Source organism: Pseudoalteromonas sp. SR43-2 (assembly GCF_014163885.1).
GTDB classification, from domain to species: Bacteria; Pseudomonadota; Gammaproteobacteria; order Enterobacterales; family Alteromonadaceae; genus Pseudoalteromonas; species Pseudoalteromonas distincta.
In genome coordinates this window covers 1-21,462 of record NZ_JACJED010000020.1, presented here as the reverse complement: position 1 = coordinate 21,462, position 21,462 = coordinate 1, and the positions used below count along the sequence as shown (strand labels likewise).

Genomic DNA, 21,462 nt, shown 5'->3' with positions numbered 1-21,462 from the left:
CCAACTTAAGCTCAACTTAGTTAGCTAGAACGAGAATAGTTAAGTAATTTTTTTAGATCTTTTAATAACCCTTTTTGTACTAAACGGTTTTCTTGTGGCTCGACCTTAAAGGGATATTCAAGTACCACTAACCCCATATGATCAATTAAATATAAACTTGCAGGATTTAAACTCTGTTGCTCGGTAATAATTTTCCATGGTAGATTTTTATTGTCGGGACTTCCCATTACAGCCATATCAACCTTGCCTTGGTTTTTACCAAGTGCCACATATAAGTTATTAAGTGCATTGAGTTGTTCGCTGCATGGGGTGTTACATTCGTTTGAATAATTAAGTGCGATAGTCCATTGTTTGGGATTATTTTTCGGCCAATTTTTAAGTTTTATTTCTTGGCTTAAAAACTCGCCATTATTAGTAATTGCAGTAGGCAACCAATCAAACTTTAATGCGCCATATGCCAAAATTAATGGGATAGCGCAGCAACCCACAAACAACAATAGGGGATTATTTTTCATTATGTGTCCTTTTTTTACTCGCAAAAATAGCCACAACAGCACATGCAATAGCAATTAAAAACCATTGCAAAGCGTAGGCATTATGCTTTTGAGGGCTCATAACAACGGCCTCATAATGAGGTGTTGCAATCTCATCACCAGTACCTTGTCTGTAAGCCATAAAATTAATTAATGATTGCTGGCTTTGAGTGCTCAGCATATTCAAGTCGATAGATTGGATTCTTGTAGGTAAGTCGTTATTTGTAGTTTTATCTTCAAGCGTAAAGCTACTTAAGTTATTTTCTTTTATTTGCGCTTTAAGAATAAAAACACCTGTAGGCAGAGTAACCTTTGGCAGTGTATCTCTAGATATAGGCGCTTTTACCCATCCTAAATTAACTAAAATCACTTTTTCTTCGCTATCTGGCTTTAGTAAAGCAAGTAAGTCGTACCCTACTTGTCCGTTATAAACTTGATTATCTAAAAGCCAATATTGGTTTTGTACAAACCGCCCTTTTAACTCAACCAATACACCAGTTTTGTTCCAGCTATCAGGCAAGTTAAGTAATTGAGACCAGCTCATCACACCACGAGTCTGTTGCTTAGCTATGGCGGTTAGTTGTTGCTGCTTTTGCTCACCTCGCTCCAACTGCCAAAACCCTAATCGCACACACACAAGTACAACAACCACAACCATACAAAGTGTGATTAGTGAGCTAAGCTTTTGTTTGTGCCATAAAACTAACTGCATAAAGGGTCAACTCAGTGATTATTAAAATTATTATCGTACTGTTGTTAATATTTATACTTTTTAACTTATTTAGAGCATTGTTTATTATGGTGTCAGGGAAAACAGGGGGACGACCTATGTCTCACTTTTTAGGTCGTCGCGTATTGTTTTCGGTCGTTGTTTTAGTTGTTGTTATTGCAGCGCTTAAACTTGGTTTTATTAAAGCAAATAATTCGCCAATAAACGCTACAGCACATATACAAATACAAACAAACACAGCCACACCACATCAACAAAGTGCCAATACCAAGCAGCTGCTTGAAAAGCAAAGTGCTTATCTTTAGTAAAGTGCCCTTTTAATATCCGTAAAAATATTACAAATAAAAGTACGGTTCCTAGCGTTACATGCATGCCATGAAAACCAGTCAATAAAAAGAACGTATTACCGTAAATACCCGCATCTAGCGTTAGATTAAGGTCATTATATGCATGCATGTACTCCTCAACTTGCAGCCCTAAAAAGCAAACACCCAATAAAATAGTAGCGCCTAAAAAAACCTTAAGTGGAGTACGTTTATTGTTTTCCATCGCTACGTGGGCAAAATGTAAAGTAACTGAGGAAGTAAGCAGTATTAAGGTATTTATAAGTGGTAAGCCTTGCCAGCCCATAGCCTGAGTAGTTTCGCCAGCAGGTGTTGAAACTAGCGGCCAAACAGCTTCAAAAGTTGGCCATAAAACCTCGTTAGTCATTGCATTATTGCCTGCACCTCCAAGCCAAGGTACCGACAATACCCGTGCATAAAAAAGCGCACCAAAAAAGGCCATAAAAAACATAACTTCAGAAAAAATAAACCAGCTCATACCTTGTCTAAAAGAGCGATCCATTTGTGCTGAGTACAAACCTTGGTCCGATTCACTAATTACATTTTTAAACCAGCTAAACAACATATACACAAGCACAGCAATACCGGCATTAAGCAGATAAACCCCGCTACCACCTTCTTTACCTACACTCATAACAGTCAAGCCTGCCCCTACTGCAATAAAAAACAATGCAACAGCACCTACAATAGGCCACGGGCTTTGCTCAGGTACGTAATAATGCTCATATTCTTGATTCATTTTATTTACTCCTAGTTTCACACTAGTTTAAAAAGCTAGTTATTACTTGCCACCAGCTGTTCACTAATATCAAATACGGTATAAGATAAAGTTAATTCTTCAATGTCGCTTGGCAATGCGGTATCAACATAAAAAAGTAATTTAAATTCAAGCTCATCCCCTGCTTTTAGAGGTTGCTGATCAAAGCAAAAACAAGCTATTTTATGTAAATACTTTGCCGCTTTACCTGGCGAGACTGATGGTACAGCCTGCATTACTTTATCCAGATTGCTATTATTTTTAGCACTAAACATTACTTCACGCATTGCACCGGGTTTTACCACTACACTGTATTCTTTTGATTTAACTTCAAACGGTGCACCACTTTGTGCGTGAGTAGTAAAGCTAACGCCAACTTCTCGGTTTTGTACTATTTGTGTACTTTGCTCTGCTTGCTCAAGCGAAGGCTTTCCATTAAGCCCTGTTACATCACAAAACACGTCATACAAAGGTACTAAAGCAAAGGCAAAGGCAAACATGCCTATGCAAATAAGTACCAAACGTTTGAGTAGCGGTGCGTGTGTCATTACTTAATAACCGGCGGCGTAGAAAAAGTATGATATGGCGCTGGAGAGTCAACTTCCCACTCAAGGCCTTCTGCCCCTTCCCATACTTTTGCAGGCACTTTATCACCGCCACGCGCGCATTTAATTACCACAGCTACAAACAACAATTGCGATAAACCAAAGGCAAACCCACCAATACTTATGATTGCGTTAAAGTCGGCAAATTGAAGAGCGTAATCGGGAATTCGACGCGGCATACCGGCAAGCCCCACAAAATGCATAGGAAAAAACAGTACGTTCACACTCACCAGCGATAGCCAAAAATGCCATTTAGCTAACGTGATATTAAACATGTTGCCTGTCCATTTGGGCAGCCAGTAATAAGCCCCTGCCATTATCGAAAATACAGCCCCTGTTACTAATACATAATGAAAGTGCGCCACTACAAAATAAGTATCGTGATATTGAAAATCAGCAGGTGTAATTGCCAGCATCAATCCCGAAAAACCACCCAAGGTAAACAGCAAAATAAACGCAATACTAAAAAGCATTGGCACCTCAAAAGTTATTGAGCCTTTCCACATTGTGGCAACCCAATTAAATACTTTTACTCCTGTAGGTACCGATATAAGCATGGTCGCGTACATAAAAAACAACTCGCCAGCGACCGGCATCCCAGTGGTAAACATATGATGAGCCCATACAATAAAGCTCAATAGTGCTATGGAGGATGTGGCGTATACCATTGAGGCATAGCCAAAAAGTTTTTTACGAGAAAAGGTAGGTACTATTGTAGATATAATGCCAAAGGCAGGAAGAATCATAATGTATACTTCAGGGTGACCAAAAAACCAAAAAATGTGTTGGAACATCACCGGGTCGCCACCGCCTGCGGCATCAAAAAAGCTCGTCGCAAAGTACTTATCGGTAAGTACCATAGTGACAGCCCCTGCAAGTACTGGCATTACGGCTATTAATAAAAAGGCAGTAATTAACCACGTCCATACAAATAAGGGCAACTTCATCCATGTCATGCCGGGGGCACGTAAGTTCACTATGGTTACAATCACATTGATTGCGCCCATTATTGAGCTAATCCCCATAATATGTACGGCAAATACAAACAATGCAGTATTATCATTACTGTATGTTGTAGACAGTGGTGCATAAAAAGTCCAGCCAAATGCAGGGCCCCCACCAGGCATAAATAACGATGCCAATAGGATTAAAAACGCAAACGGTAAAATCCAAAAGCTCCAGTTATTCATTCTTGGCAATGCCATATCTGGCGCGCCAATCATGAGTGGTATCATCCAGTTAGCAAGGCCTGTAAAGGCGGGCATAACCGCACCAAACACCATAATTAAACCATGCACTGTGGTCATTTGATTAAAAAAGTGAGGGTCGACCAACTGTAAACCTGGTTGAAATAATTCAGCCCTGATCACCATGGCCATTCCACCACCAATTAAGAACATGGTCAGCGAAAAAATTAAATATAAACTACCTATATCTTTATGATTAGTTGTGTAAAGCCAGCGTTTAAAACCTTTAGCTGGGTGATGAGCATGATGAGCTTCATTGGCGTTAGATTGTTCTACTATGCTACTCATTAGTTCGCCTCCACTTTGGCATCAAGAGCTGCCTGTATTTGACTCGGTTGAATAACATCACCCGTATCATTACCCCACGCATTACGTTTATAAGTAATAACCGCAGCTAATTGCTTTATAGATAACTGTTTGGCAAATGCTTGCATTGCCGTACCGGGTCGTCCATGGATAACTACATCAATGTGATCTTTTATATCGCCAAGCACTATCGGGCTGCCTTTAAGTGCAGGAAATACACCCGGTAACCCCATGCCTGTAGGTTGATGACATGCAGCACAATTAGCCATATATACTTGTTCGCCTAAAGTCATTAACTCTTCTTTTGGGAGGGTTTTATCAAGTAATGCGGCATCTGCTAATGCTGCTTTTTGTTTAGCCTGCTTTGCATCTGCAAGCCATGTTTTAAAATCAGCTTCAGATTTAGCGACCACCACAACGGGCATAAAGCCATGGTCTTTACCACACAACTCAGCACATTGGCCTCGGTAAGTACCTTCTTCGTTTATGTTCGTCCATGTTTCATTTATAAAGCCGGGGTTCGCATCTTTTTTAACTGCAAAATCAGGTACCCACCAAGAGTGAATAACATCATCAGAAGTCATTAAAAATCGTACTTTTTGATTTATTGGCAGTACAAGAGGCTTATCAACCTCAAGTAAGTAGTTAGGGTTTTTATCTGCAAGATTCGCTATTTCATCTTGCGGGGTAGATAAAATAGAGTAGAACTCTACATCTTCGCCCATATATTCATAATGCCATTTCCATTGCGAACCCGTAATTTTAATAGTGAGATCAGCTTTGCTGGCATCTTCCATTGCAATTAAGGTTTTAGTGGCTGGTACTGCCATAGCAATTAAAATAACAAACGGAATTGCAGTCCAAAGTATTTCTACTTTAGTGCTTTCGTGAAATTGGGCAGGTACAGCCCCTTTAGATTTACGGTGATGAATAAGTGCCCAAAACATAATTGCGAACACTATCACCCCAATCACACAACATATTATAAATATGGTCATGTGCAGCTGATATACATTATTGCTTATATCGGTTACGCCTTTGCGCATATTGTATTGGCTGTTAGCCAAAACTGGGTGCGAAAAAACACATAATATAAGCCACAAGGTAGAGGTCAGTTTACCCATGTGACGGCTCCTTTGATGCTATTGCGAATGCAAAGCGAAGAGGCATACGGCTTAAACGCCAATTCGTTATTTTTATTTTTTTAGCCAATCTTATTTAATATTGATTGGTTTTGCTGCGCCAACAACGAGTTTGTGTATATTGTGTGTTCTCAAAACTAAAAAGCTGTGAGTTATTATTAGCTCAGCACATTAACAATTAGCTAAAAAACGAACAACAAGCAAGTTTTAGTATAAAAAACAATCAGGTGATATTGAATAATTAATAAAAAATCGGTAATCAACTGGGCAACAGGAAGTTCAAAATATGAGCAAAACAAAGGGGTTTAACGCATTCGGAGGGGGAAAATATAAGTGCAAAAAAGTTTACAGCTTAAATAGTCAGTGGGCTGTTTACGCCCTATTTTTTAGTACAAATTTTAAAACAAAAATGCGTACTAATTAGTACGCATTTATAAAACTGCTTATTTAAAAGCTATTTTTAAAGTCACATCCAATCAGCGTTTCTTATAACGCCAACGGCTAAGCCTTCAATATTAAAAGACTCATTCTCAAGATCTACTTCAATAGAGTCAAAATCGTCGTTTTCAGCATGAAGTAATACTTTACGACCCGCTTTCTCAAGACGTTTTACAGTTACGTCTTCGTCTAGGCGAGCAACAACAACTTGTCCATTTTCAGCGGTTTGAGTACGATGTACAGCAAGTAAATCACCATCCATAATACCAATATCTTTCATGCTCATACCGTTAACGCGTAGTAAAAAATCTGCAGCCGGTTTAAACATTAATGGATCGATTTTACAGTGACTTTCAACGTGCTCTTGCGCCAAAATAGGTGAACCAGCAGCAACACGCCCTATAAGCGGTAAACCTAATTGTTCTGGCTCTTCTTCTTCAATTAATTGAATACCACGGCTTGCACCTGGTTTCATTTTAATTGCGCCTTTTTTAGCAAGTGCTTTTAAATGTTCTTCAGCAGCATTGGCACTTTTAAAACCTAATGTTTGCGCTATTTCAGCACGTGTAGGAGGCATACCAGTGTCTTTAATAAAAACTTTAATTAGTTCGAGTATTTGAGCTTGGCGGTTCGTTAATGGTCGCATACAACTGGTTTTCCATACAGTACATTTAACTGTGAGTATATACAGTTAAATAAAAATCGCAAATTTAAATTAAGCCTTAAAATAGCTAAAGTAATTTCACTTGTGTACATTTTAGGGATATAACTAAAGCTAAGTTTATAAATGATTAAAAATGCAAAGGAGACATTATGAGTATTTGGTACCAGCCCATCACCTTAGAGCTGTGCAAGCAGTTAGAGCAAGGCGTTAATGGCCAAGGAACATTAATGAAAACTATGGGGATAGAAGTCACAGAAATTGGCGATGATTATTTGGTTGCCACAATGCCGGCAATTCCTGAGCATCATAACCCAATGGGCATGGTTCACGGCGGTGCTAACGTTGTACTTGCCGAAACAGTTGCCAGCTATGCCGCTAACTTTGTTGTCGATTTTACAAAATTTTACTGCGTGGGGCAGGAGATTAGCGCAAGTCATTTAAAAGCATCTCGCAACGGCACTTTAACAGCAACGGCAAGAGCATTTCATATAGGTAAACGTAGTTCAGTGTGGGAAATAAAAATTACAAATAGCCGCAATGAGCTGTGCTGCGTATCAAAAATGACCGCAGCAGTCGTAGAGCGAAGATAGTTACTTTTCGATTGGGTAAATAGTAATTTCCATACCCGCACCAATCGCAGATATACGCAATAATGTATCTGCATCTAAGGCTTGATTAAAGCACTTAGGAGAAGTCCCTGATTCAAAACCAATATCAAACGTTCTACGTGAACAGCTTAACCATTGCTTTAGCGCGTTACGCGAACACGATTCAATAAGCTCACATATATGGTTTATGGCTTTATCAGGTGTGCTCACCTCACCTGTAGCTTCAATACGCGCTAGTTGACGGTATTCGTCTTTGTCATAATGTAAAATCGTCGCGACTTTTTTCAAGTCCGCCACTAGCAAACTAATATCTTGCTTTGATTCAAGCTCAAGATCTACATTTAAAAATTGAATTTCCGACATCGTTTCGTATTTATCCTCTAATAATTTCATTGCAAACTTTAACGCAGTTTTACCGTTATACCAAATCAACTATGCTCTATTAACCACTTTATATGGATATTTCGCAGCTTTTAAGTATTTTTTAGCATTTAAAGCTAGCTGGATATCAAACATCTAGCTCAATTAAACAGATAAGTCATGTTAGGAATTTAAGTGTAATCTTTTTTATTTTTAAATGATTACAGTAAGCTATAGTTTAAACTGCGACAAAATGTCGCAGTAACTTATCCCATTAATGTAATAAACTAGCCTCTAAAAATAATAAGACTAAAACATGAATAAAAAAATATTTAAACATGCTCGCAAGTTACATAAATGGTTAGGTTATTTATTAGCATTACAAATTTTAGCATGGTTACTAGGTGGTTTAATTATGAGTGCAATCCCTCTTGATAAAGTTCATGGGGAGCATCTTGCAACACGTACTCTTAATAACCCATTTACGCAGGCTGATTATGTTGCCTCCCTTGACGATATTGCCTCTCAGGTGGTTAATCCAACACAAATAATTTTTGAGAACTTCTTAACTACACCACTTATTACTGTCTTTAGTAATAACGAGCAGCAAAGCTTCAATGGCATAACAGGCCGACCATTTGAGCCGCCAACTAAAATACAAATTACCGCAAATGCTAAAGCACACTTACTTATTGACGCTCAAGTAACAAGCGCTGTACTACTAAAGCAAGGTACGCGGGAAGTCGGATATAAAACCAATGTATGGCAGGTCCAATTTGACGACACATTTAACACAACACTGTACTTGTCAGAAAATAACGGCAAAGTTGTCACCGTTCGCAGCACGCTATGGCGAATATTCGACTTTTTTTGGATGTTACATATTATGGATTACGATGAGCGAGAGAATTTTAATAATCCACTGCTTATTAGCTTTTCAGCAACCAGTGTACTTTTTTGTTTAAGTGGAATATTACTACTTATACAAAATATACGACTAAAACGATTTATCCGAATTAAAAATAAGAATAAATCAAAGTAGTCATATTGGTTTTTGAGAGCTAGCGCCCACTTATCAAAGAGTAAATAAGCCTAGGGCTTATTTTATTCCAAGTGCTTAAATCGACTCAAATGTCGCTTTAACATTTCGTTTTCGAAAATCAACTCATCACGCTCACCCAGCAATTGTAAAACTAAAGCTATTGCCGACCAATCTAACGAAAAGTCATGTTGGATACGGGCCGCTTTTTTAACTAAGGTCACTGCAGATACCGTAAATTGCCACTGCGTAACATGATCCCCCTCAATTGGAACCGCAATATTATGCTCAACTAGCTCATATAAAATTGCTTCGCTAATACCACTGCTCAAACATAGCTCTTTGCTAGTAAGTAAATCGTCTTTTTGTGTCACGATAATTTGCATTATGGCTTGCTCCAGTTATTACGGGGATCAAAGTGAGCTTTTTCGGCTAATTCTTCCCAAAGTTTTTTACTGGTATCATCAACAGATGTTGGATTAACAATTTTAAGCACGGCAAATAAGTCACCTTTAGCTTTTTTACTCATTAACCCCTTACCTTTAATACGTAAGCGTTGACCAGACTGACTATTAGAAGGAATAGTTAATTGGATATTACCTGTCAACGTAGGTAAATTTAGCTTTGTACCAAGAGCCGCTTCCCATGGTGCAAGAGGGACAACTATATTTAGGTTATGACCCTCAACATCAAATAATGGGTGAGGCACTAAACTAATTTGTAAATACAAGTCGCCATCTTGCCCATTCGCTGACCCTAATCCGCCTTGCCCTTTTAGTCGAATTCGCTCGCCATTTACTGAGCCTGCAGGAATTTTCACTTTAAGTGATTTTTTAATTTCAGTAACACGGCCACTGCTGTCTCGCTGCGGTAACATAAACTCAACAGGCTTCACGGTATCAACTAAAGTCTCTTCAAGAAAAATTAGGAACTCTATTTCCACATCTTGTCCTTTTTGCGCGCGAGCGGCGTTACTTCTGCTTTGCCCGGAACGATCGAATCCACCAGCCCCGCCAAACATTGAATTAATAAAGTCAGAAAACTCTTGGTCGGTTTGAGGATCGCTTTGCTGGTAATTACTTTGCGAAGAGGCATTGTTACCACCATAATGGCCTTGCTGTTGACGAGCACGATTTTGTTGGTGACGACGTAACTCGTCGTATTTTACACGTTCTTCTTTGTTATGAATGACTTCGTAAGCTTCTGCTATTTCTTTAAACTTATCTTCTGCTTGAGGCTCTTTGCTTACATCTGGGTGATATTTTCTGGCTAACTTTTTATAAGCTACTTTAACCGCTTTATCATCTGCATCAGGCGATATTCCAAGCACTGCATAATAATCAACAAATTTCATTTGCAATCCAAATCCTCATATTGAGTAAGCTTTAAGCATACTCCTTACCGGGTAACCTTGTGTGGTTAAAATACGATAAATAGTGAGAAATAAATGAATAGTGAAAATAACTTTGAGTAAAAAATTAATCAGGCACTTTTTAGTAATATAAGCGTAGGCCTTAAGTTAACTTTATCTTTTATCTTCAAGGCTTTAAACTGCCTATTCCTGTAGTTCACATTTGTGATGGATATGACTCGATTTATTCTGGCCTTATTGGCTTGTTGTGTGTGCGCTTCGGTATCAGCCGAACAATTTACCCGTTTTTCAACGGCTAAAAGACATTTAATTAAAACCCTACCTGACAACGCCAAAAGCATTTACTGCGGTTGCGACATTAAAAAAGAAGGCAAAAAACTCGTTCCTGATCCGTCTAACTGTGGTTACATTCCTCGAAATACCCTTACCCGCTCAGGCAAAGTAAATGTGCGAGCACTACGCATTGAGTGGGAGCACATTGTTCCGGCGTGGGAATTTGGTCACCAGCTACAATGCTGGCAAGATGGCGGGCGTAAAAACTGCCGTAAAGTAAGTGCTAAATTTAGAAAAATGGAAGCTGATATAAATAACTTAGCGCCAGCTATTGGCGAAATTAATGCCGATCGCTCTAATTATCGTTTTGGTATGCTTAGCGAAAACGCCACACAATATGGTCGTTGCGAAGTAAAAGTAAACTTTAAGCAACGTGTAGTTGAACCGCCTGTTTATGCACGAAAACGTATAGCTGACACCTACGCTTACATGCAAAAAACATACGGTTTAAAAATCTCTGATAAACAGCAAAAGTTATTTAATGCATGGCAAAAGCAAGCATTCGCAGATACAAGTAGTGCGAGTAAGCTCTAAGCTTTAACACTCATTTACATAAATCAAAGTTATAAATGTTGAATAAACGAGCGAGTGTTGTAATATTTTAAACAACTTATTTACAAAAAAGCCCTTACCTATGTTTAAAAATAATAAAACCTCGCTTGCCATTTTCACTGCATTTGCGGGCTTTGCTTTGACCGGTTGTGGCGGCGGTGGTAGCGGCATCGACTCAGCCCCTGTAGTTACAACACCTGTTAGTAGCAGTCCAACATGGACTGCGGGTGTATTTGAACCCTCTAACGATTTAAAAAACTTTTGCGAAACCCCGCGTACGGGTAACGATCCCTTTAATACCAACGAGCCTTACCCAGATCAAGCCGGTTCTGCCCTTTACGAAAAACTCTGGCTTCGCTCTTGGAGCGACGAAACCTACCTTTGGTATGATGAGATTGCCGATAACGATCCTGAAAGCTTTGCCACAGTAGCCGATTATTTTGCCCAATTAAAAACAGAGCAGCTTACCGACTCAGGGGCAAAAAAAGATAACTTTCATTTTTCAGAACCTACTGAAGATTACTTTCAAGAAGCGCAATCGGGCGTTACTTCTGGTTACGGTATAAATTGGGCGTTTATTGGCGATACAGCCGACCGTATTTTACGCGTCGCTTATCTTGAAGATGATTCACCTGCAAGCCAAATAGGCTTTCAACGTGGTGATACTGTACTTTCAGTTGACGGTGTTAGCATTAATACCAATACACAGTCGGGTGTAGATACGCTTAACGAAGGCTTATTTAGTCCTACTAACGGCGACTCACATACTATTGTTGTACGCAGTAACGATGGCGCCGAAAAAACATTTAATGTAACCGCTGGCAATATTGAACAAACACCGGTTCAAAATGTTAAAACGATTACAACCGCAAATGGTTCAAGCGTGGGTTACATGCAATTTAATAGTCATATAAGCATTGCCCAAGAAGGGCTTATTGATGCAGTAAATAAGTTTAAAACCGATGGTATTGATGAGCTTGTAATCGACTTTAGATATAACGGTGGTGGTTTATTAGCACTGTCGGCACAATTGGCTTATATGGTTGCCGGTAATGCCAACGTTAACAACCGCTTTTATTATCAAACTCAACAAAACGATAAACAACCCGTTGATTCGCCTTTTCCATTTATTGATGAAGAAATAGATTACTCTACTTTTTTTAGCACAGGTGAAAACCTACCTGATTTAAACTTATCGAAGGTTTATGTATTAAGCACATCAGGCACCTGTTCGGCATCAGAAGCTTTTATTAATGGTTTAAAAGGTATAGACGCAGAAGTTATTTTAATTGGCGATACAACCTGCGGTAAGCCCTATGGCTTTACCCCAACTCATAACTGCGCAACAACCTATTACACTATTCAATTTAGTGGGGTAAATAGCAAAGGATTTGGCGAATACGCTGCGGGTTTTACACCAACCCCTACGCCACAATTTGATGCTGATGTTCAAGGTTGTGAAATTGAGGACGACTTTGATCATCAGTTAGGCGACAGTGACGAGGCCGTTTTAGCCACCGCATTGTTTCATGTTGAAAATGGCAGTTGCCCAATTAGAACGGCTGCTGCAAAAGCAGAGCCAGCTACTTTTTCAAGCTCTCGTGAATCTCTCATTCCTTTAAATATGCCTGAGCAATTTACCCAGCGTAATATGGACTTAACTTGGCCAACACTGAGTGAGGAAAGGTAATGGCTAAATTATTACTCCCATTAGCTACCTTATTCGCTTTGGGAGGATGCCAAAGTGTAAATAGTGAGCCCGCTAAACCCGCTAAACCCGCTAAACCCGCTATATTAACGAGCGTTAATCCCAGCGTTATTGCAACACTACAACAGGCAATTCAACAAGCTAAGGGAGGCGCATTAGTAACACTTTCCGATTCCGTATTTACTAAACGTAGCGAACTGCTAATTGATCATGCAATGAGTAAAGGGTCTGATGGCAGAGTAATTATGGGCGCGCATAATATAAAATCTGAGAAGTTTATTTTGCAACTACGTAATAACCAATGCGAGCTTTACTATCCTAAAAAAGAGCTTACTACAGTACTTAAAGGTGTGACCTGTAAAGAATTATAAGGCACTTTAAAGTTTATAAAAAAGGCGTGCAGCATATCGCTGCACGCCTTTTTCTATTTTAAAGCGTTATTACAAGTCTTCATGCGGGCCAAACACTTCATAATGAATCTGCTCGTCTTTAACACCTAGTTCAAGTAACTGGTTTTTTATAAATGCCATAAAACCGACAGGACCACATAAATAAAAGTCGCCATTACTTAATGGTAGCTGTGTTTCTATTACGCTTAAGTTCATTAACCCAGTAAAGTCAGCGCCCCCTGCCGCTTGGTTAAACCACGTTATTGTTTTCAAGCGGTTATTCTGTGCTGTTAGATCATATAAATATTTTGAAAACGAGTGCTGCTGATTATTTTCGCAGGCATGTAAATACATAATCTCTTGATTAGAGTTGTCACTTAATAACGTTTCAAGCATAGCCAGCATTGGTGTTTGCCCAACACCTGCTGAAATGAGTACCGCTGGGTTTGTGTTATTGCGTAAAAAGAAGTCTCCTGCCGGCGGGTATAACTCAACAATAGTGCCTTGCTCTAATGAGTGTAAATAATTAGACACCATACCAGGCTTTGGCTGTAGCTCTTTTTTAACACTAATACGGTAGTTTTTAGCGTTACTTTTTTGCGAAATAGAATACTGGCGAATTTCTTCATATTCAGCGCCCTCTGGCTTAACTTTAATACCTAAATACTGTCCTGGTTTATGTGTAATAACAGCTTCGCCATCAACTGGCGTAAGTGTAAAGCTTGTTACTAGTTCTGATTCAGCCTGTTTGTTGGTTATTTTAAATTGGCGAGTTCCCGCCCAACCACCGTGTTTATTTTTACTGTGCTCATACAAAGCAGCTTCTTCGGTTATACAGATATCAGCAAGTACGCCGTAAGCTTCGCGCCAAGCGTATTCAACATCGGGAGTAAATTGCTCAGGAAGAAGCTCTTTAAGCGTACCAATTAAGTGTGCACCTACAATAGGGTAATGCTCAGGTAAAATATTCAAGCTTGTATGCTTATGATTAATACGTGTTAGCGCTTCTTTTAATACAGCTAAATTATCAATATTTTGTGCATACGCAGCCAATGCATTAAAAAGTGCAAATTGCTGACGACCTGTATCTTGGTTCGCCATATTAAAAATATTTTTAAGCTCAGGATTATGACTAAATAAACGCTTATAAAAATGATTGGTAACAACCGTACCCGCCTGCGCTAATAACGGAACAGTACTTTTTACGATCTCAATGGTTTTATCAGATAACATATGTGTTTTCCTATAGGTAAACTAACCACGGCGCCCATCAACACGACGCCGCGTTAATATAGGTGTGCAGTGAATTAAAAATAATGAAAAAGCCACTAACCACAGCAAAGCACTTATTTGCCAAGCAAGGTGAGGCCTAATAACAAAAGGGAGTAATGAGCGAGTAATAGCGGCTACTAACACAAGTGCAAAAGCAACAGCCATGTAATGAGGAATAGCGAGTGTACGCCCTGTATGACCATGCGATACACGCGTCATCATTGCTAAAATCATCATACCTATTGTGCCAATAGTGATTAAGTGCAGCGCATCTTTAAATTGCATTGCACTGCTATAAAAGCTAAATGCAACCATCATTAACCCTACGCCTAACGCTAAGTAGGAAAAATGTAAAGACCATAACAACGGCACTCTCAATACCTTGCTATCCCACCAACAACCAGCCCTAAGCAGGTGAAGCGCAGCAACAGTTGCAACAACTAACGCAGGATTAATCGTGTTCAAAAACAACTTGTTGATGAAAAATAAAGTGATAGCCACAATAGATAAATACATCACCGCTTTATCTATTTTAGGAGTGCGAACTTGTGCGGCTAAACCTAGACCTTTAGCGGTAAAAAATGGTAAAACGCGGCCCGCAACAATGCCAACTAGTAAAGTAATTACCAGTACTGCGGTATCAACCACACCAAGTGCAAGCTGCATGTTTTGTTGTAAAACAAGTATTAAATACAATACATTGAGCCCACAAAGCACAGCTAAAATAGCTAAAAACGGATAGTTACTTTTGCTATTGGCTTTTAATAACATATTAGCCAACGCGGTTATGGCGCCTAGCCACCAAATAACTTGTAATGTAAGTGCAGCATATAAATTAAAATGAGTAATATCTGGCAGTGCTACAAAAAATGCTAAGCGCGCTGCAAGCCATATAAACGTAAGCCACATAAGGGCTTTGCCACTTATGCTCGGCACGCCTGTCCACGTTTGTGCTGCGGTAAGTAAAAAGCCAACAGCTACAACTCCTGCAAAGCCAAACAGCATTTCGTGCGCGTGCCATAATGTCGCAGGTATCGATAAGTGCCAACTTGTATGGCCTGTTAAAATAAGTAGCCAATACCCCACTGACAAAAATGCCAATAAGCCACCGCCTAAAAAGAAAGGCCTAAAAGCTAGCATCCATAACGGCCATTGAGATACTTGATGAATAGCAACGCGTGCTGGCATTGGCTCTGTTAAGTTTATAGGGCGCATTATTTTATTTCCTGCCCTACACCATACTGAGCAAAAAAGTATTCAGCACACGCTAGTGCCTCATGCAGTGAACTAAACTGTGTTTGATTATTTAAATTATTCAGCATTAGTGTGTTCATGGCGATCTCTGTAACTAACTACGTTACTTAGCTATTACACATACTGTGCCAATAAGTTTAATTAATTAAATTCAACAAGTTAAATTAAATCACTTTACAGTGTGAGTCTTTATGACCTACTATAAATTAACTCATAAAAACACAAATAGGTCATTTTGACGTGAACCAGCAATTCAACCTTACACAAGTTGCTCTAGAGCTTGCTCAAAGTACACTACACGAGCATAGCTTTGATCAATTACTAGCAACGGTTGAGCGGGTTATTCCTAGTGATGCAAGTGCGTTATTAGTGCTTCAGGGCGAACAATTAAAACCCCTGGCAATTAAAGGATTAATGCCCGACAGTTTAGGCAGACGATTTAAAATAGTAGAACACCCTCGCCTAGAAGCTATTTGCAAAAGCACACTCGCGCTTCAATTTGCGCACGACTGCCCACTACCCGATCCATACGACGGATTGCTATTAGCTAAAACCGGCGACATACCGGTACATGCATGTTTAGGTTTACCTCTTTATGATAAAAACGCGCTACTTGGCGTACTTACGTTTGATAGCCTTAACGCCAATGCATTTAACAGCATAAGCGCTGATACACTCAATACCTTACAAACGCTGTGTAGCGCGCACTTTAAAACGGCCTTAGAACTTGCCCATTACAAACAGCATGCACAGCACTCAAGTGCATTAGTACAAGAACTAAATCGTGAAGCATTAACACGGGACGGCGGTGAAATTATTGGCCAAAGTCCGCTAATGCAAACACTTAAAAACGACATTAAACTCGTTGCAGCATCTAACTTTAGCGTGCTTATATTAGGTGAAACAGGGGTAGGGAAAGAGCTTGTTGCGCGTAATATTCACTTAAATTCAGCTCGAAAAGATCAACCGCTTATTCACTTAAATTGCGCCTCACTTCCCGAAAGCCTTGCTGAAAGTGAATTTTTTGGTCATGCGAAAGGGGCTTTTACAGGCGCACAAAATTCGCGCCAAGGTAAATTTCAATTAGCTGATGGCGGCACGTTATTTTTAGATGAAATTGGCGAACTGCCCCTGGCCATGCAAAGTAAACTATTACGAGTGCTACAAAGTGGCGAAATACAAACGGTAGGAGAAGACACGCCAAAGTACGTAGATGTACGCGTCGTTGCTGCAACCAACAGAAATTTAAAAGAAGAAGTAGCTCAAGGTCGCTTTAGAGCCGATTTATACCATCGCCTCAGTGTCTACCCTATTACTGTGCCACCACTTAGTAAACGCGAGCACGACATAACACTCTTAGCTGGTTATTTTATTGAGCAAACAGCCCGTAAATTAGGGATAAAACAATTAAAACTAAGCCCCGAAGCGCAAGCATTGCTTAATCAGTACAACTGGCCAGGTAACGTTCGCGAGCTTGAACATGTCATTAGCCGCAGCGCCCTAAAAGCAAAACAAAGCCAATGGCAAAATCCAATAATAACCATTACAAGCGAGCACTGTGATTTAACACCGAGTGCGCTGCAACCCCCTATAGCAGAGAGCCGAAGTACAGCGAACGCCTTAATCAACCAACCTTTAAAACAAGCTGTAGAATCGTTGCAATACAACATAATTACCGAGCAATTAAAACAGCATAACTACAACTGGTCGGCAGCAGCAAGAGTACTTGAATTAGATAGAGCAAACTTAGTACGCTTGGCTAAACGCCTAGGAATAGAAGTAAAAAAAATACTATAATCATTTAAAATACAGCTAAAACTATTGATTAGCAGCTAACTTACTAAAGTGTGTTTTTAACAACCCTGCAAAAGCTTGTACTTTAGCAGTACGATGCACTAAGTGATGCGTGACTAACCATACATCGGTAGGCCAGCTTAACTCACTGTGCAATATAGGCACTAAATCAGGATATTGCGCCGCTACGTCATGTTGTAATCCGCCAATGCCTAGCCCTTTAATGATTGCACGAGTCGCTTCTGCAGTTTCAGATACTCGCAGCTTTATTTGCGATGCAGGAATATGTTCATCAGCCCATGCAAAATAAGGCACGCGGGCATTAAAACCTGCCACGCCCGATACAAAGTTATGTTGTTGTAAATCAATTAATAATTTAGGCATACCGTATTTATTAATGTAACGTTTATTAGCGTATAAACCCGATGAAAGCTGCGCCAAATGCTGAGCAATATAATCGCCTTCATCAGGTCTTGGGCCTGCACGCACTGCAATATGTGCTTGTCCGTGATCGAGCCTTAGCCTTTTTTGTTCTAAAATAACCTCAAGCTGCACTTGTGGATGTAGCGCCTGAAATTGCTCACATACATCACCAAGGACATCCATGAAGCCACTTACCGTCGTTAGCAACAAACTACCTCTAAGGGTACTATCGGCCGCTACTATATCGTTATGTAACTGCTCTAAGGAGCTATGGATTGTTTGTGCTGTTGCAAATAACTTAGTGCCAATTTCAGTAACCTTGTAGCCACGAGCATGGCGATGAAAAAGCCGTGCATTTAAGTTTTCTTCAAGATTATTAATTCGCCTAAGCACTGTGCTGTGGTGCACATTAAGCTCCTCGGCCGCTGCTGTTAGCGTGCCTAACCGTGCTACTTCGAACGCAACTTTAACATCTTGCCAATCTTCAAATTTTATCGCCATGCTGCTTACCTTTTACTTGTGTGCATATACGCACACAAGTGTTGCGTTTATTAGGGTTTTCTACAAGTGAAATTTTGCTACATTAGTCATGTAACTTAAAACATTAAAAGGCCACTACCATGTCAGCACCAAAAATTATCGCCCTAGCTGGAAGCCTTCGCCAAGAAAGCTTTAATCAAAAAATTATTAATGAGGCAGCACGTTTTGCTCTACAAACAGGTGCTGAAGTAGAAGTAATAAAACTAAACGAATTAAACATCCCACTATTTAACGAAGATATTGAAGCGCAAGGTACACCAAGCGATGTACAGCTTTTAAAAGATAAGCTACGTACAGCCGACGGTATTTTACTAGCAAGCCCAGAGTACAACGGCTCTATTACCGCAGCACTAAAAAATGCGATTGATTGGGCATCGCGTACAGAGCAAGGTGCTGTTCCTGCTTTTCGTAATAAAGTGGTTGCTTTGTTTGCAGCATCGCCTGGTGGGCTTGGCGGCTTACGCGGTTTAAATCATGTGCGTGATATATTAAGCGGCATTGGATCGTTAGTACTTGCCGATCAACTTGCAGTACCCGCTGTGCACACATTGTTTAATGAAAATGGGCAAATAAATGAACCTGTAACGGCTGAAAAAGTATCAGCCCTCGCTCATCAGTTAGTAAGCGTTGCAAGTAAGTTAAGATAACTTGCACGCCTAAATAACTAATTACTTTGTCGCTGCTATTTTGGCGGCGATAAAGTCGGTATGCGTTACATATAAAAGCCCTGCTACCTTACGTATAACGTAGTCTTCTTGGGGATCTATTTCTCCATCGGCATACGCTAAGCGCCATAATAACTCTATTATTTCTATTCGCTGCGCCGCGCTACAATGCTCATTAATCTGCTTTGAAAACTGAAAGTAATCTATCGAATCATCTAAGCTACTTGCCGCATTATTAGTAAGCTCATTAACCTCAGTGTCTGTTAAATTAAAGTACTTTTTTAAGGTTACAGTCAGGGTTCGTTGTTCATCATGTTCAAGCTTGGTATCTGCGCGCATAACTTCAATTAATAATGCAGCAACCGCTGTTTTTAAATCGTGCTCTTGCATACTTGGCTGCTGTTCATCGAATACAGCAAAAAGTTGTTTTATTTGTTTGAACATCACACTTTCCCTTTTGGGTGTTAGACTAATACGTAAAGAAATCGACCTTATTACTCTTATTAATGGGTATAAAGTTCGCAAATTAAAGGATACATTTTATGAAAGGAATAAACACACCACGCTTATTTATAGGCGCTACGCTGGTGGCCCTTTCAAGTGCAAATACTGCACTTGCTGAAAAAGCCGAAACCGAGAAGCTCTACGACTTTGATAACAAAGTACATTACTACCAAACACAAATTGGCGAAGACAACTATAAAATAGAAATCCAGTCAGACGATTACAAACACTTTACCAATCAAAGTGTATTTTTGTTACGTCATGCTGACCGTCTATGCCGAGGTAATACCTTTATGTTGAAAGTACTTGAAGGCGTGCAAGAGTACGAACGCTTTCCAACAAAACCACGCGCTTACCAACCAGATTTAAGTGTTTTACTCCAATGCGAAACTAAAGAAAATACAAGTAAGGGTAAGTAACCTTAGTCTTTATAACCCCAAGGTGCTGATGGTGGAGTAATTGGTTTAGTTAAATTAAAATCCACCTTAAATTCACGTCCTTGGCGAATTAATCGATAAGTAAATACTTCTGGGTAAATATACATTTGCCATGTATTACCTACAGACTGCGCAAGACCTTGTTTTACAAATAACTCTTTAGAGTATTGGTCTGCTGGAAACGACTGCATTTGCGCAAACCCTGCATCAAGCGTATGGCCACCATACATAGTTGATGCGTCGTCTGTTCCATTTTTATGACGATGATCGTGCTTTAAACTCAAGCCGCTACCCGTTTTAGTTATGATCCATGTACGTGATGCATCGCCTCCTACATGAAACGGTACTTGTAACTCAGTCTCACTACATTTACGTACATGCATAACCAGTTTTTTATCTGTAAATGAGCTTGGGCCTTTCGCGTTATCTACCGCTACTTCACCTTCAAAAGCTTTACCGCAATGCGCTGCAATACTATTAAAAAAGGCATCATGAGTAGGAATAGACACTAACGGTGCAGGGCGTGCAAAGACTGTCGATGAAGCAAGTAATAAAGTTACTGCAGTTAATAATTTCATATATTTCTCGTTATAGTTATTTTAAAACACCTGTAATAGTACAGTTTTCTTAAGTACTTTATTAGAAGTATCTATATAAAAATGAGAACAGGACAACTAGATAAAATTTTATGTAATGATTAACGACTAAATATCTCTGCACTCATTAACAATCCTACTTTTATAAATATTAATTACACACTCCTAGATGTGATTTTAACGTCGGGAGTCGCTAAGCTCACCCGACCTACATGATGGGTGTTGGTATGAGTGTGTGTTAACTGCGCACATTTTACTTTTCTGCAGACGTGAAAAAGCCCAACTATTTTTAGTCGGGCTCTCTAAAATTTGAGGTCTGGTGATGTCGTAGTGCCCACAGCGGTAGAAAGTCACATAACAAATGCTACTTTATTGGCCGACTGAGATATTGAGGGGGTTTTGTTGTGATTTCTGCGTCGGGAGTCGCTATGCTTGCCCGCCCTGCGTGATGATGTTGATATGAGTGTGTGTTAATTGCGCACATTTTACTTTTCTTCAGACGTAAAAAACCCGACTATTTCTAGTCGGGCTCTCTACAATTTGAAGCCTTGTGATGTCGTAGTGCCCACAGCGGTAGAAAGTCACATAGCAAATGCTACACTATCGTTGGCCGGGGCTCGCCTTCGAGCTGTTTGGTTTCACTACTTAGTTCGGCATGGGCTCTTGGCTATTTACTAAATCCCAGACAGCAAAAAACCCGTCACATTGCTGTAACGGGTTTCTTTAATTTGAAGCCTGGTAATGTCCTACTTTCACATAGCAAATGCTACACTATCATCGGCGCTGTTTCGTTTCACTACTGAGTTCGGCATGGAGTCAGGTGGGTCCAAAACGCTATTGTCACCAAGCA

24 protein-coding genes and 1 rRNA gene are annotated in these 21,462 nt (G+C 39.8%); 9 read left to right on the top strand and 16 right to left on the bottom strand.

Going from position 1 to position 21,462, the window contains the following annotated elements:
• Nucleotides 1-20: 20 nt before the first annotated feature.
• Nucleotides 21-515, bottom strand: coding sequence for a transmembrane cytochrome oxidase associated protein (locus H5120_RS15720; RefSeq protein ID WP_182672560.1), 495 nt, complete (start codon nt 513-515; stop codon nt 21-23).
• Nucleotides 505-1,245, bottom strand: coding sequence for an SURF1 family protein (locus H5120_RS15715; protein WP_182675463.1), 741 nt, complete (start codon nt 1,243-1,245; stop codon nt 505-507). The genes H5120_RS15720 and H5120_RS15715 overlap by 11 nt, the downstream gene beginning before the upstream one ends.
• Before the next feature lie 14 nt (nt 1,246-1,259).
• Between H5120_RS15715 and H5120_RS20280 the strand changes: the two genes are divergently transcribed.
• Nucleotides 1,260-1,568 (top strand): DUF2909 family protein, encoded by a 309-nt coding sequence (locus tag H5120_RS20280; RefSeq protein WP_076915320.1) that lies wholly within the window; start codon nt 1,260-1,262, stop codon nt 1,566-1,568.
• On the opposite strand, the gene H5120_RS15705 is transcribed toward H5120_RS20280, so the two are convergent.
• From H5120_RS15705 to lexA, 5 genes are all read right to left on the bottom strand, one after another.
• Nucleotides 1,471-2,346 carry a cytochrome c oxidase subunit 3 gene (locus H5120_RS15705; RefSeq protein ID WP_182675462.1) on the bottom strand — a complete coding sequence of 292 codons (876 nt, stop codon included), beginning with the start codon at nt 2,344-2,346 and terminating at the stop codon, nt 1,471-1,473. The two genes, H5120_RS20280 and H5120_RS15705, sit on opposite strands and share 98 nt — an antisense overlap.
• A gap of 35 nt (nt 2,347-2,381) precedes the next feature.
• Entirely contained in the window at nt 2,382-2,912 is a 531-nt protein-coding gene (locus H5120_RS15700) for a cytochrome c oxidase assembly protein (protein WP_182675461.1), read from the bottom strand.
• On the bottom strand, nt 2,912-4,504 hold the full coding sequence (gene ctaD / locus H5120_RS15695; RefSeq protein ID WP_182675460.1) for a cytochrome c oxidase subunit I: 1,593 nt from the start codon (nt 4,502-4,504) through the stop codon (nt 2,912-2,914). Before ctaD ends, H5120_RS15700 begins: the two co-directional genes overlap by 1 nt.
• On the bottom strand, nt 4,504-5,646 hold the full coding sequence (coxB, locus tag H5120_RS15690; protein ID WP_024594300.1) for a cytochrome c oxidase subunit II: 1,143 nt from the start codon (nt 5,644-5,646) through the stop codon (nt 4,504-4,506). Before coxB ends, ctaD begins: the two co-directional genes overlap by 1 nt.
• Before the next feature lie 484 nt (nt 5,647-6,130).
• Complete coding sequence (gene lexA, locus H5120_RS15685) at nt 6,131-6,748, bottom strand: transcriptional repressor LexA (RefSeq protein WP_024595093.1); 618 nt, start codon at nt 6,746-6,748, stop codon at nt 6,131-6,133.
• A 167-nt stretch (nt 6,749-6,915) separates the two neighbouring features.
• Here lexA and H5120_RS15680 point away from each other — a divergent pair, with 167 nt between their 5' ends.
• On the top strand, nt 6,916-7,356 hold the full coding sequence (locus H5120_RS15680) for a PaaI family thioesterase (RefSeq protein ID WP_002959621.1): 441 nt from the start codon (nt 6,916-6,918) through the stop codon (nt 7,354-7,356).
• On the opposite strand, the gene H5120_RS15675 is transcribed toward H5120_RS15680, so the two are convergent.
• Nucleotides 7,357-7,737 carry a hypothetical protein gene (locus H5120_RS15675; RefSeq protein ID WP_024595094.1) on the bottom strand — a complete coding sequence of 127 codons (381 nt, stop codon included), beginning with the start codon at nt 7,735-7,737 and terminating at the stop codon, nt 7,357-7,359.
• Between the two features lie 313 nt (nt 7,738-8,050).
• Here H5120_RS15675 and H5120_RS15670 point away from each other — a divergent pair, with 313 nt between their 5' ends.
• Entirely contained in the window at nt 8,051-8,776 is a 726-nt protein-coding gene (locus H5120_RS15670; protein WP_182672558.1) for a hypothetical protein, read from the top strand.
• 62 nt (nt 8,777-8,838) lie between these two features.
• Here H5120_RS15670 and H5120_RS15665 read toward each other — a convergent pair whose 3' ends face one another.
• Nucleotides 8,839-9,159 carry a chaperone modulator CbpM gene (locus tag H5120_RS15665; RefSeq protein ID WP_182672557.1) on the bottom strand — a complete coding sequence of 107 codons (321 nt, stop codon included), beginning with the start codon at nt 9,157-9,159 and terminating at the stop codon, nt 8,839-8,841.
• Nucleotides 9,159-10,127, bottom strand: a complete 969-nt coding sequence (locus tag H5120_RS15660; protein ID WP_182675459.1) for a DnaJ C-terminal domain-containing protein — start codon at nt 10,125-10,127, stop codon at nt 9,159-9,161. Before H5120_RS15660 ends, H5120_RS15665 begins: the two co-directional genes overlap by 1 nt.
• A 231-nt stretch (nt 10,128-10,358) precedes the next feature.
• On the opposite strand from H5120_RS15660, the gene H5120_RS15655 reads away from it, so the two are divergent.
• The 3 genes from H5120_RS15655 to H5120_RS15645 all read left to right on the top strand — a co-directional run bounded on the left by H5120_RS15655 (nt 10,359) and on the right by H5120_RS15645 (nt 13,109).
• Nucleotides 10,359-11,012, top strand: coding sequence for an endonuclease (locus H5120_RS15655; protein ID WP_029753119.1), 654 nt, complete (start codon nt 10,359-10,361; stop codon nt 11,010-11,012).
• A 100-nt stretch (nt 11,013-11,112) separates the two neighbouring features.
• Nucleotides 11,113-12,720: a S41 family peptidase gene (locus tag H5120_RS15650; RefSeq protein ID WP_182675458.1), complete on the top strand. Its 1,608-nt coding sequence runs from the start codon at nt 11,113-11,115 to the stop codon at nt 12,718-12,720.
• Entirely contained in the window at nt 12,720-13,109 is a 390-nt protein-coding gene (locus H5120_RS15645; RefSeq protein WP_182675457.1) for a hypothetical protein, read from the top strand. Before H5120_RS15650 ends, H5120_RS15645 begins: the two co-directional genes overlap by 1 nt.
• Nucleotides 13,110-13,178: 69 nt before the next feature.
• On the opposite strand, the gene hmpA is transcribed toward H5120_RS15645, so the two are convergent.
• Together hmpA and H5120_RS15635 are read right to left on the bottom strand one after the other, a co-directional pair.
• Nucleotides 13,179-14,360 (bottom strand): NO-inducible flavohemoprotein, encoded by a 1,182-nt coding sequence (gene hmpA / locus H5120_RS15640; RefSeq protein WP_024594712.1) that lies wholly within the window; start codon nt 14,358-14,360, stop codon nt 13,179-13,181.
• A gap of 21 nt (nt 14,361-14,381) precedes the next feature.
• Complete coding sequence (locus tag H5120_RS15635; protein WP_182675456.1) at nt 14,382-15,614, bottom strand: NnrS family protein; 1,233 nt, start codon at nt 15,612-15,614, stop codon at nt 14,382-14,384.
• A 279-nt stretch (nt 15,615-15,893) separates the two neighbouring features.
• Between H5120_RS15635 and norR the strand changes: the two genes are divergently transcribed.
• Nucleotides 15,894-17,450, top strand: coding sequence for a nitric oxide reductase transcriptional regulator NorR (norR, locus tag H5120_RS15630; RefSeq protein WP_024594710.1), 1,557 nt, complete (start codon nt 15,894-15,896; stop codon nt 17,448-17,450).
• 21 nt (nt 17,451-17,471) lie between these two features.
• Here norR and H5120_RS15625 read toward each other — a convergent pair whose 3' ends face one another.
• Nucleotides 17,472-18,371 carry a LysR family transcriptional regulator gene (locus tag H5120_RS15625; RefSeq protein ID WP_024594709.1) on the bottom strand — a complete coding sequence of 300 codons (900 nt, stop codon included), beginning with the start codon at nt 18,369-18,371 and terminating at the stop codon, nt 17,472-17,474.
• Nucleotides 18,372-18,490: 119 nt separating this feature from the next.
• Between H5120_RS15625 and H5120_RS15620 the strand changes: the two genes are divergently transcribed.
• Nucleotides 18,491-19,057, top strand: coding sequence for an NADPH-dependent FMN reductase (locus H5120_RS15620; protein ID WP_008138682.1), 567 nt, complete (start codon nt 18,491-18,493; stop codon nt 19,055-19,057).
• 21 nt (nt 19,058-19,078) lie between these two features.
• Here the strand turns inward: H5120_RS15620 and H5120_RS15615 are convergent, their stop codons facing one another.
• Nucleotides 19,079-19,519 carry a TerB family tellurite resistance protein gene (locus tag H5120_RS15615; protein ID WP_002959645.1) on the bottom strand — a complete coding sequence of 147 codons (441 nt, stop codon included), beginning with the start codon at nt 19,517-19,519 and terminating at the stop codon, nt 19,079-19,081.
• A 98-nt stretch (nt 19,520-19,617) separates the two neighbouring features.
• Between H5120_RS15615 and H5120_RS15610 the strand changes: the two genes are divergently transcribed.
• Nucleotides 19,618-19,998 carry a hypothetical protein gene (locus H5120_RS15610; protein WP_002959647.1) on the top strand — a complete coding sequence of 127 codons (381 nt, stop codon included), beginning with the start codon at nt 19,618-19,620 and terminating at the stop codon, nt 19,996-19,998.
• Between the two features lie 2 nt (nt 19,999-20,000).
• Here H5120_RS15610 and H5120_RS15605 read toward each other — a convergent pair whose 3' ends face one another.
• Complete coding sequence (locus H5120_RS15605) at nt 20,001-20,594, bottom strand: hypothetical protein (protein WP_182675455.1); 594 nt, start codon at nt 20,592-20,594, stop codon at nt 20,001-20,003.
• 751 nt (nt 20,595-21,345) lie between these two features.
• Nucleotides 21,346-21,460: ribosomal RNA gene (rrf, locus tag H5120_RS15600) — 5S ribosomal RNA — on the bottom strand.
• Nucleotides 21,461-21,462: the final 2 nt, after the last annotated feature.

Bases quoted from the DNA above. Each gene is read 5' to 3' on its own strand.
- H5120_RS15650 (WP_182675458.1), top strand. From the start codon at position 11,113: ATGTTTAAAAATAATAAAACCTCGCTTGCCATTTTCACTGCATTTGCG.
- H5120_RS15620 (WP_008138682.1), top strand. From the start codon at position 18,491: ATGTCAGCACCAAAAATTATCGCCCTAGCTGGAAGCCTTCGCCAAGAA.
- H5120_RS15635 (WP_182675456.1), bottom strand. From the start codon at position 15,614: ATGCGCCCTATAAACTTAACAGAGCCAATGCCAGCACGCGTTGCTATT.
- coxB (WP_024594300.1), bottom strand. From the start codon at position 5,646: ATGGGTAAACTGACCTCTACCTTGTGGCTTATATTATGTGTTTTTTCG.
- lexA (WP_024595093.1), bottom strand. From the start codon at position 6,748: ATGCGACCATTAACGAACCGCCAAGCTCAAATACTCGAACTAATTAAA.
- H5120_RS15605 (WP_182675455.1), bottom strand. From the start codon at position 20,594: ATGAAATTATTAACTGCAGTAACTTTATTACTTGCTTCATCGACAGTC.
- H5120_RS15665 (WP_182672557.1), bottom strand. From the start codon at position 9,159: ATGCAAATTATCGTGACACAAAAAGACGATTTACTTACTAGCAAAGAG.
- H5120_RS15715 (WP_182675463.1), bottom strand. From the start codon at position 1,245: ATGCAGTTAGTTTTATGGCACAAACAAAAGCTTAGCTCACTAATCACA.
- ctaD (WP_182675460.1), bottom strand. From the start codon at position 4,504: ATGAGTAGCATAGTAGAACAATCTAACGCCAATGAAGCTCATCATGCT.
- H5120_RS15720 (WP_182672560.1), bottom strand. From the start codon at position 515: ATGAAAAATAATCCCCTATTGTTGTTTGTGGGTTGCTGCGCTATCCCA.
- H5120_RS15680 (WP_002959621.1), top strand. From the start codon at position 6,916: ATGAGTATTTGGTACCAGCCCATCACCTTAGAGCTGTGCAAGCAGTTA.
- H5120_RS15615 (WP_002959645.1), bottom strand. From the start codon at position 19,519: ATGTTCAAACAAATAAAACAACTTTTTGCTGTATTCGATGAACAGCAG.
- H5120_RS15625 (WP_024594709.1), bottom strand. From the start codon at position 18,371: ATGGCGATAAAATTTGAAGATTGGCAAGATGTTAAAGTTGCGTTCGAA.
- H5120_RS15645 (WP_182675457.1), top strand. From the start codon at position 12,720: ATGGCTAAATTATTACTCCCATTAGCTACCTTATTCGCTTTGGGAGGA.
- H5120_RS15655 (WP_029753119.1), top strand. From the start codon at position 10,359: ATGACTCGATTTATTCTGGCCTTATTGGCTTGTTGTGTGTGCGCTTCG.
- H5120_RS15660 (WP_182675459.1), bottom strand. From the start codon at position 10,127: ATGAAATTTGTTGATTATTATGCAGTGCTTGGAATATCGCCTGATGCA.
- H5120_RS15700 (WP_182675461.1), bottom strand. From the start codon at position 2,912: ATGACACACGCACCGCTACTCAAACGTTTGGTACTTATTTGCATAGGC.
- H5120_RS15610 (WP_002959647.1), top strand. From the start codon at position 19,618: ATGAAAGGAATAAACACACCACGCTTATTTATAGGCGCTACGCTGGTG.
- H5120_RS15705 (WP_182675462.1), bottom strand. From the start codon at position 2,346: ATGAATCAAGAATATGAGCATTATTACGTACCTGAGCAAAGCCCGTGG.
- hmpA (WP_024594712.1), bottom strand. From the start codon at position 14,360: ATGTTATCTGATAAAACCATTGAGATCGTAAAAAGTACTGTTCCGTTA.
- H5120_RS15675 (WP_024595094.1), bottom strand. From the start codon at position 7,737: ATGTCGGAAATTCAATTTTTAAATGTAGATCTTGAGCTTGAATCAAAG.
- H5120_RS15670 (WP_182672558.1), top strand. From the start codon at position 8,051: ATGAATAAAAAAATATTTAAACATGCTCGCAAGTTACATAAATGGTTA.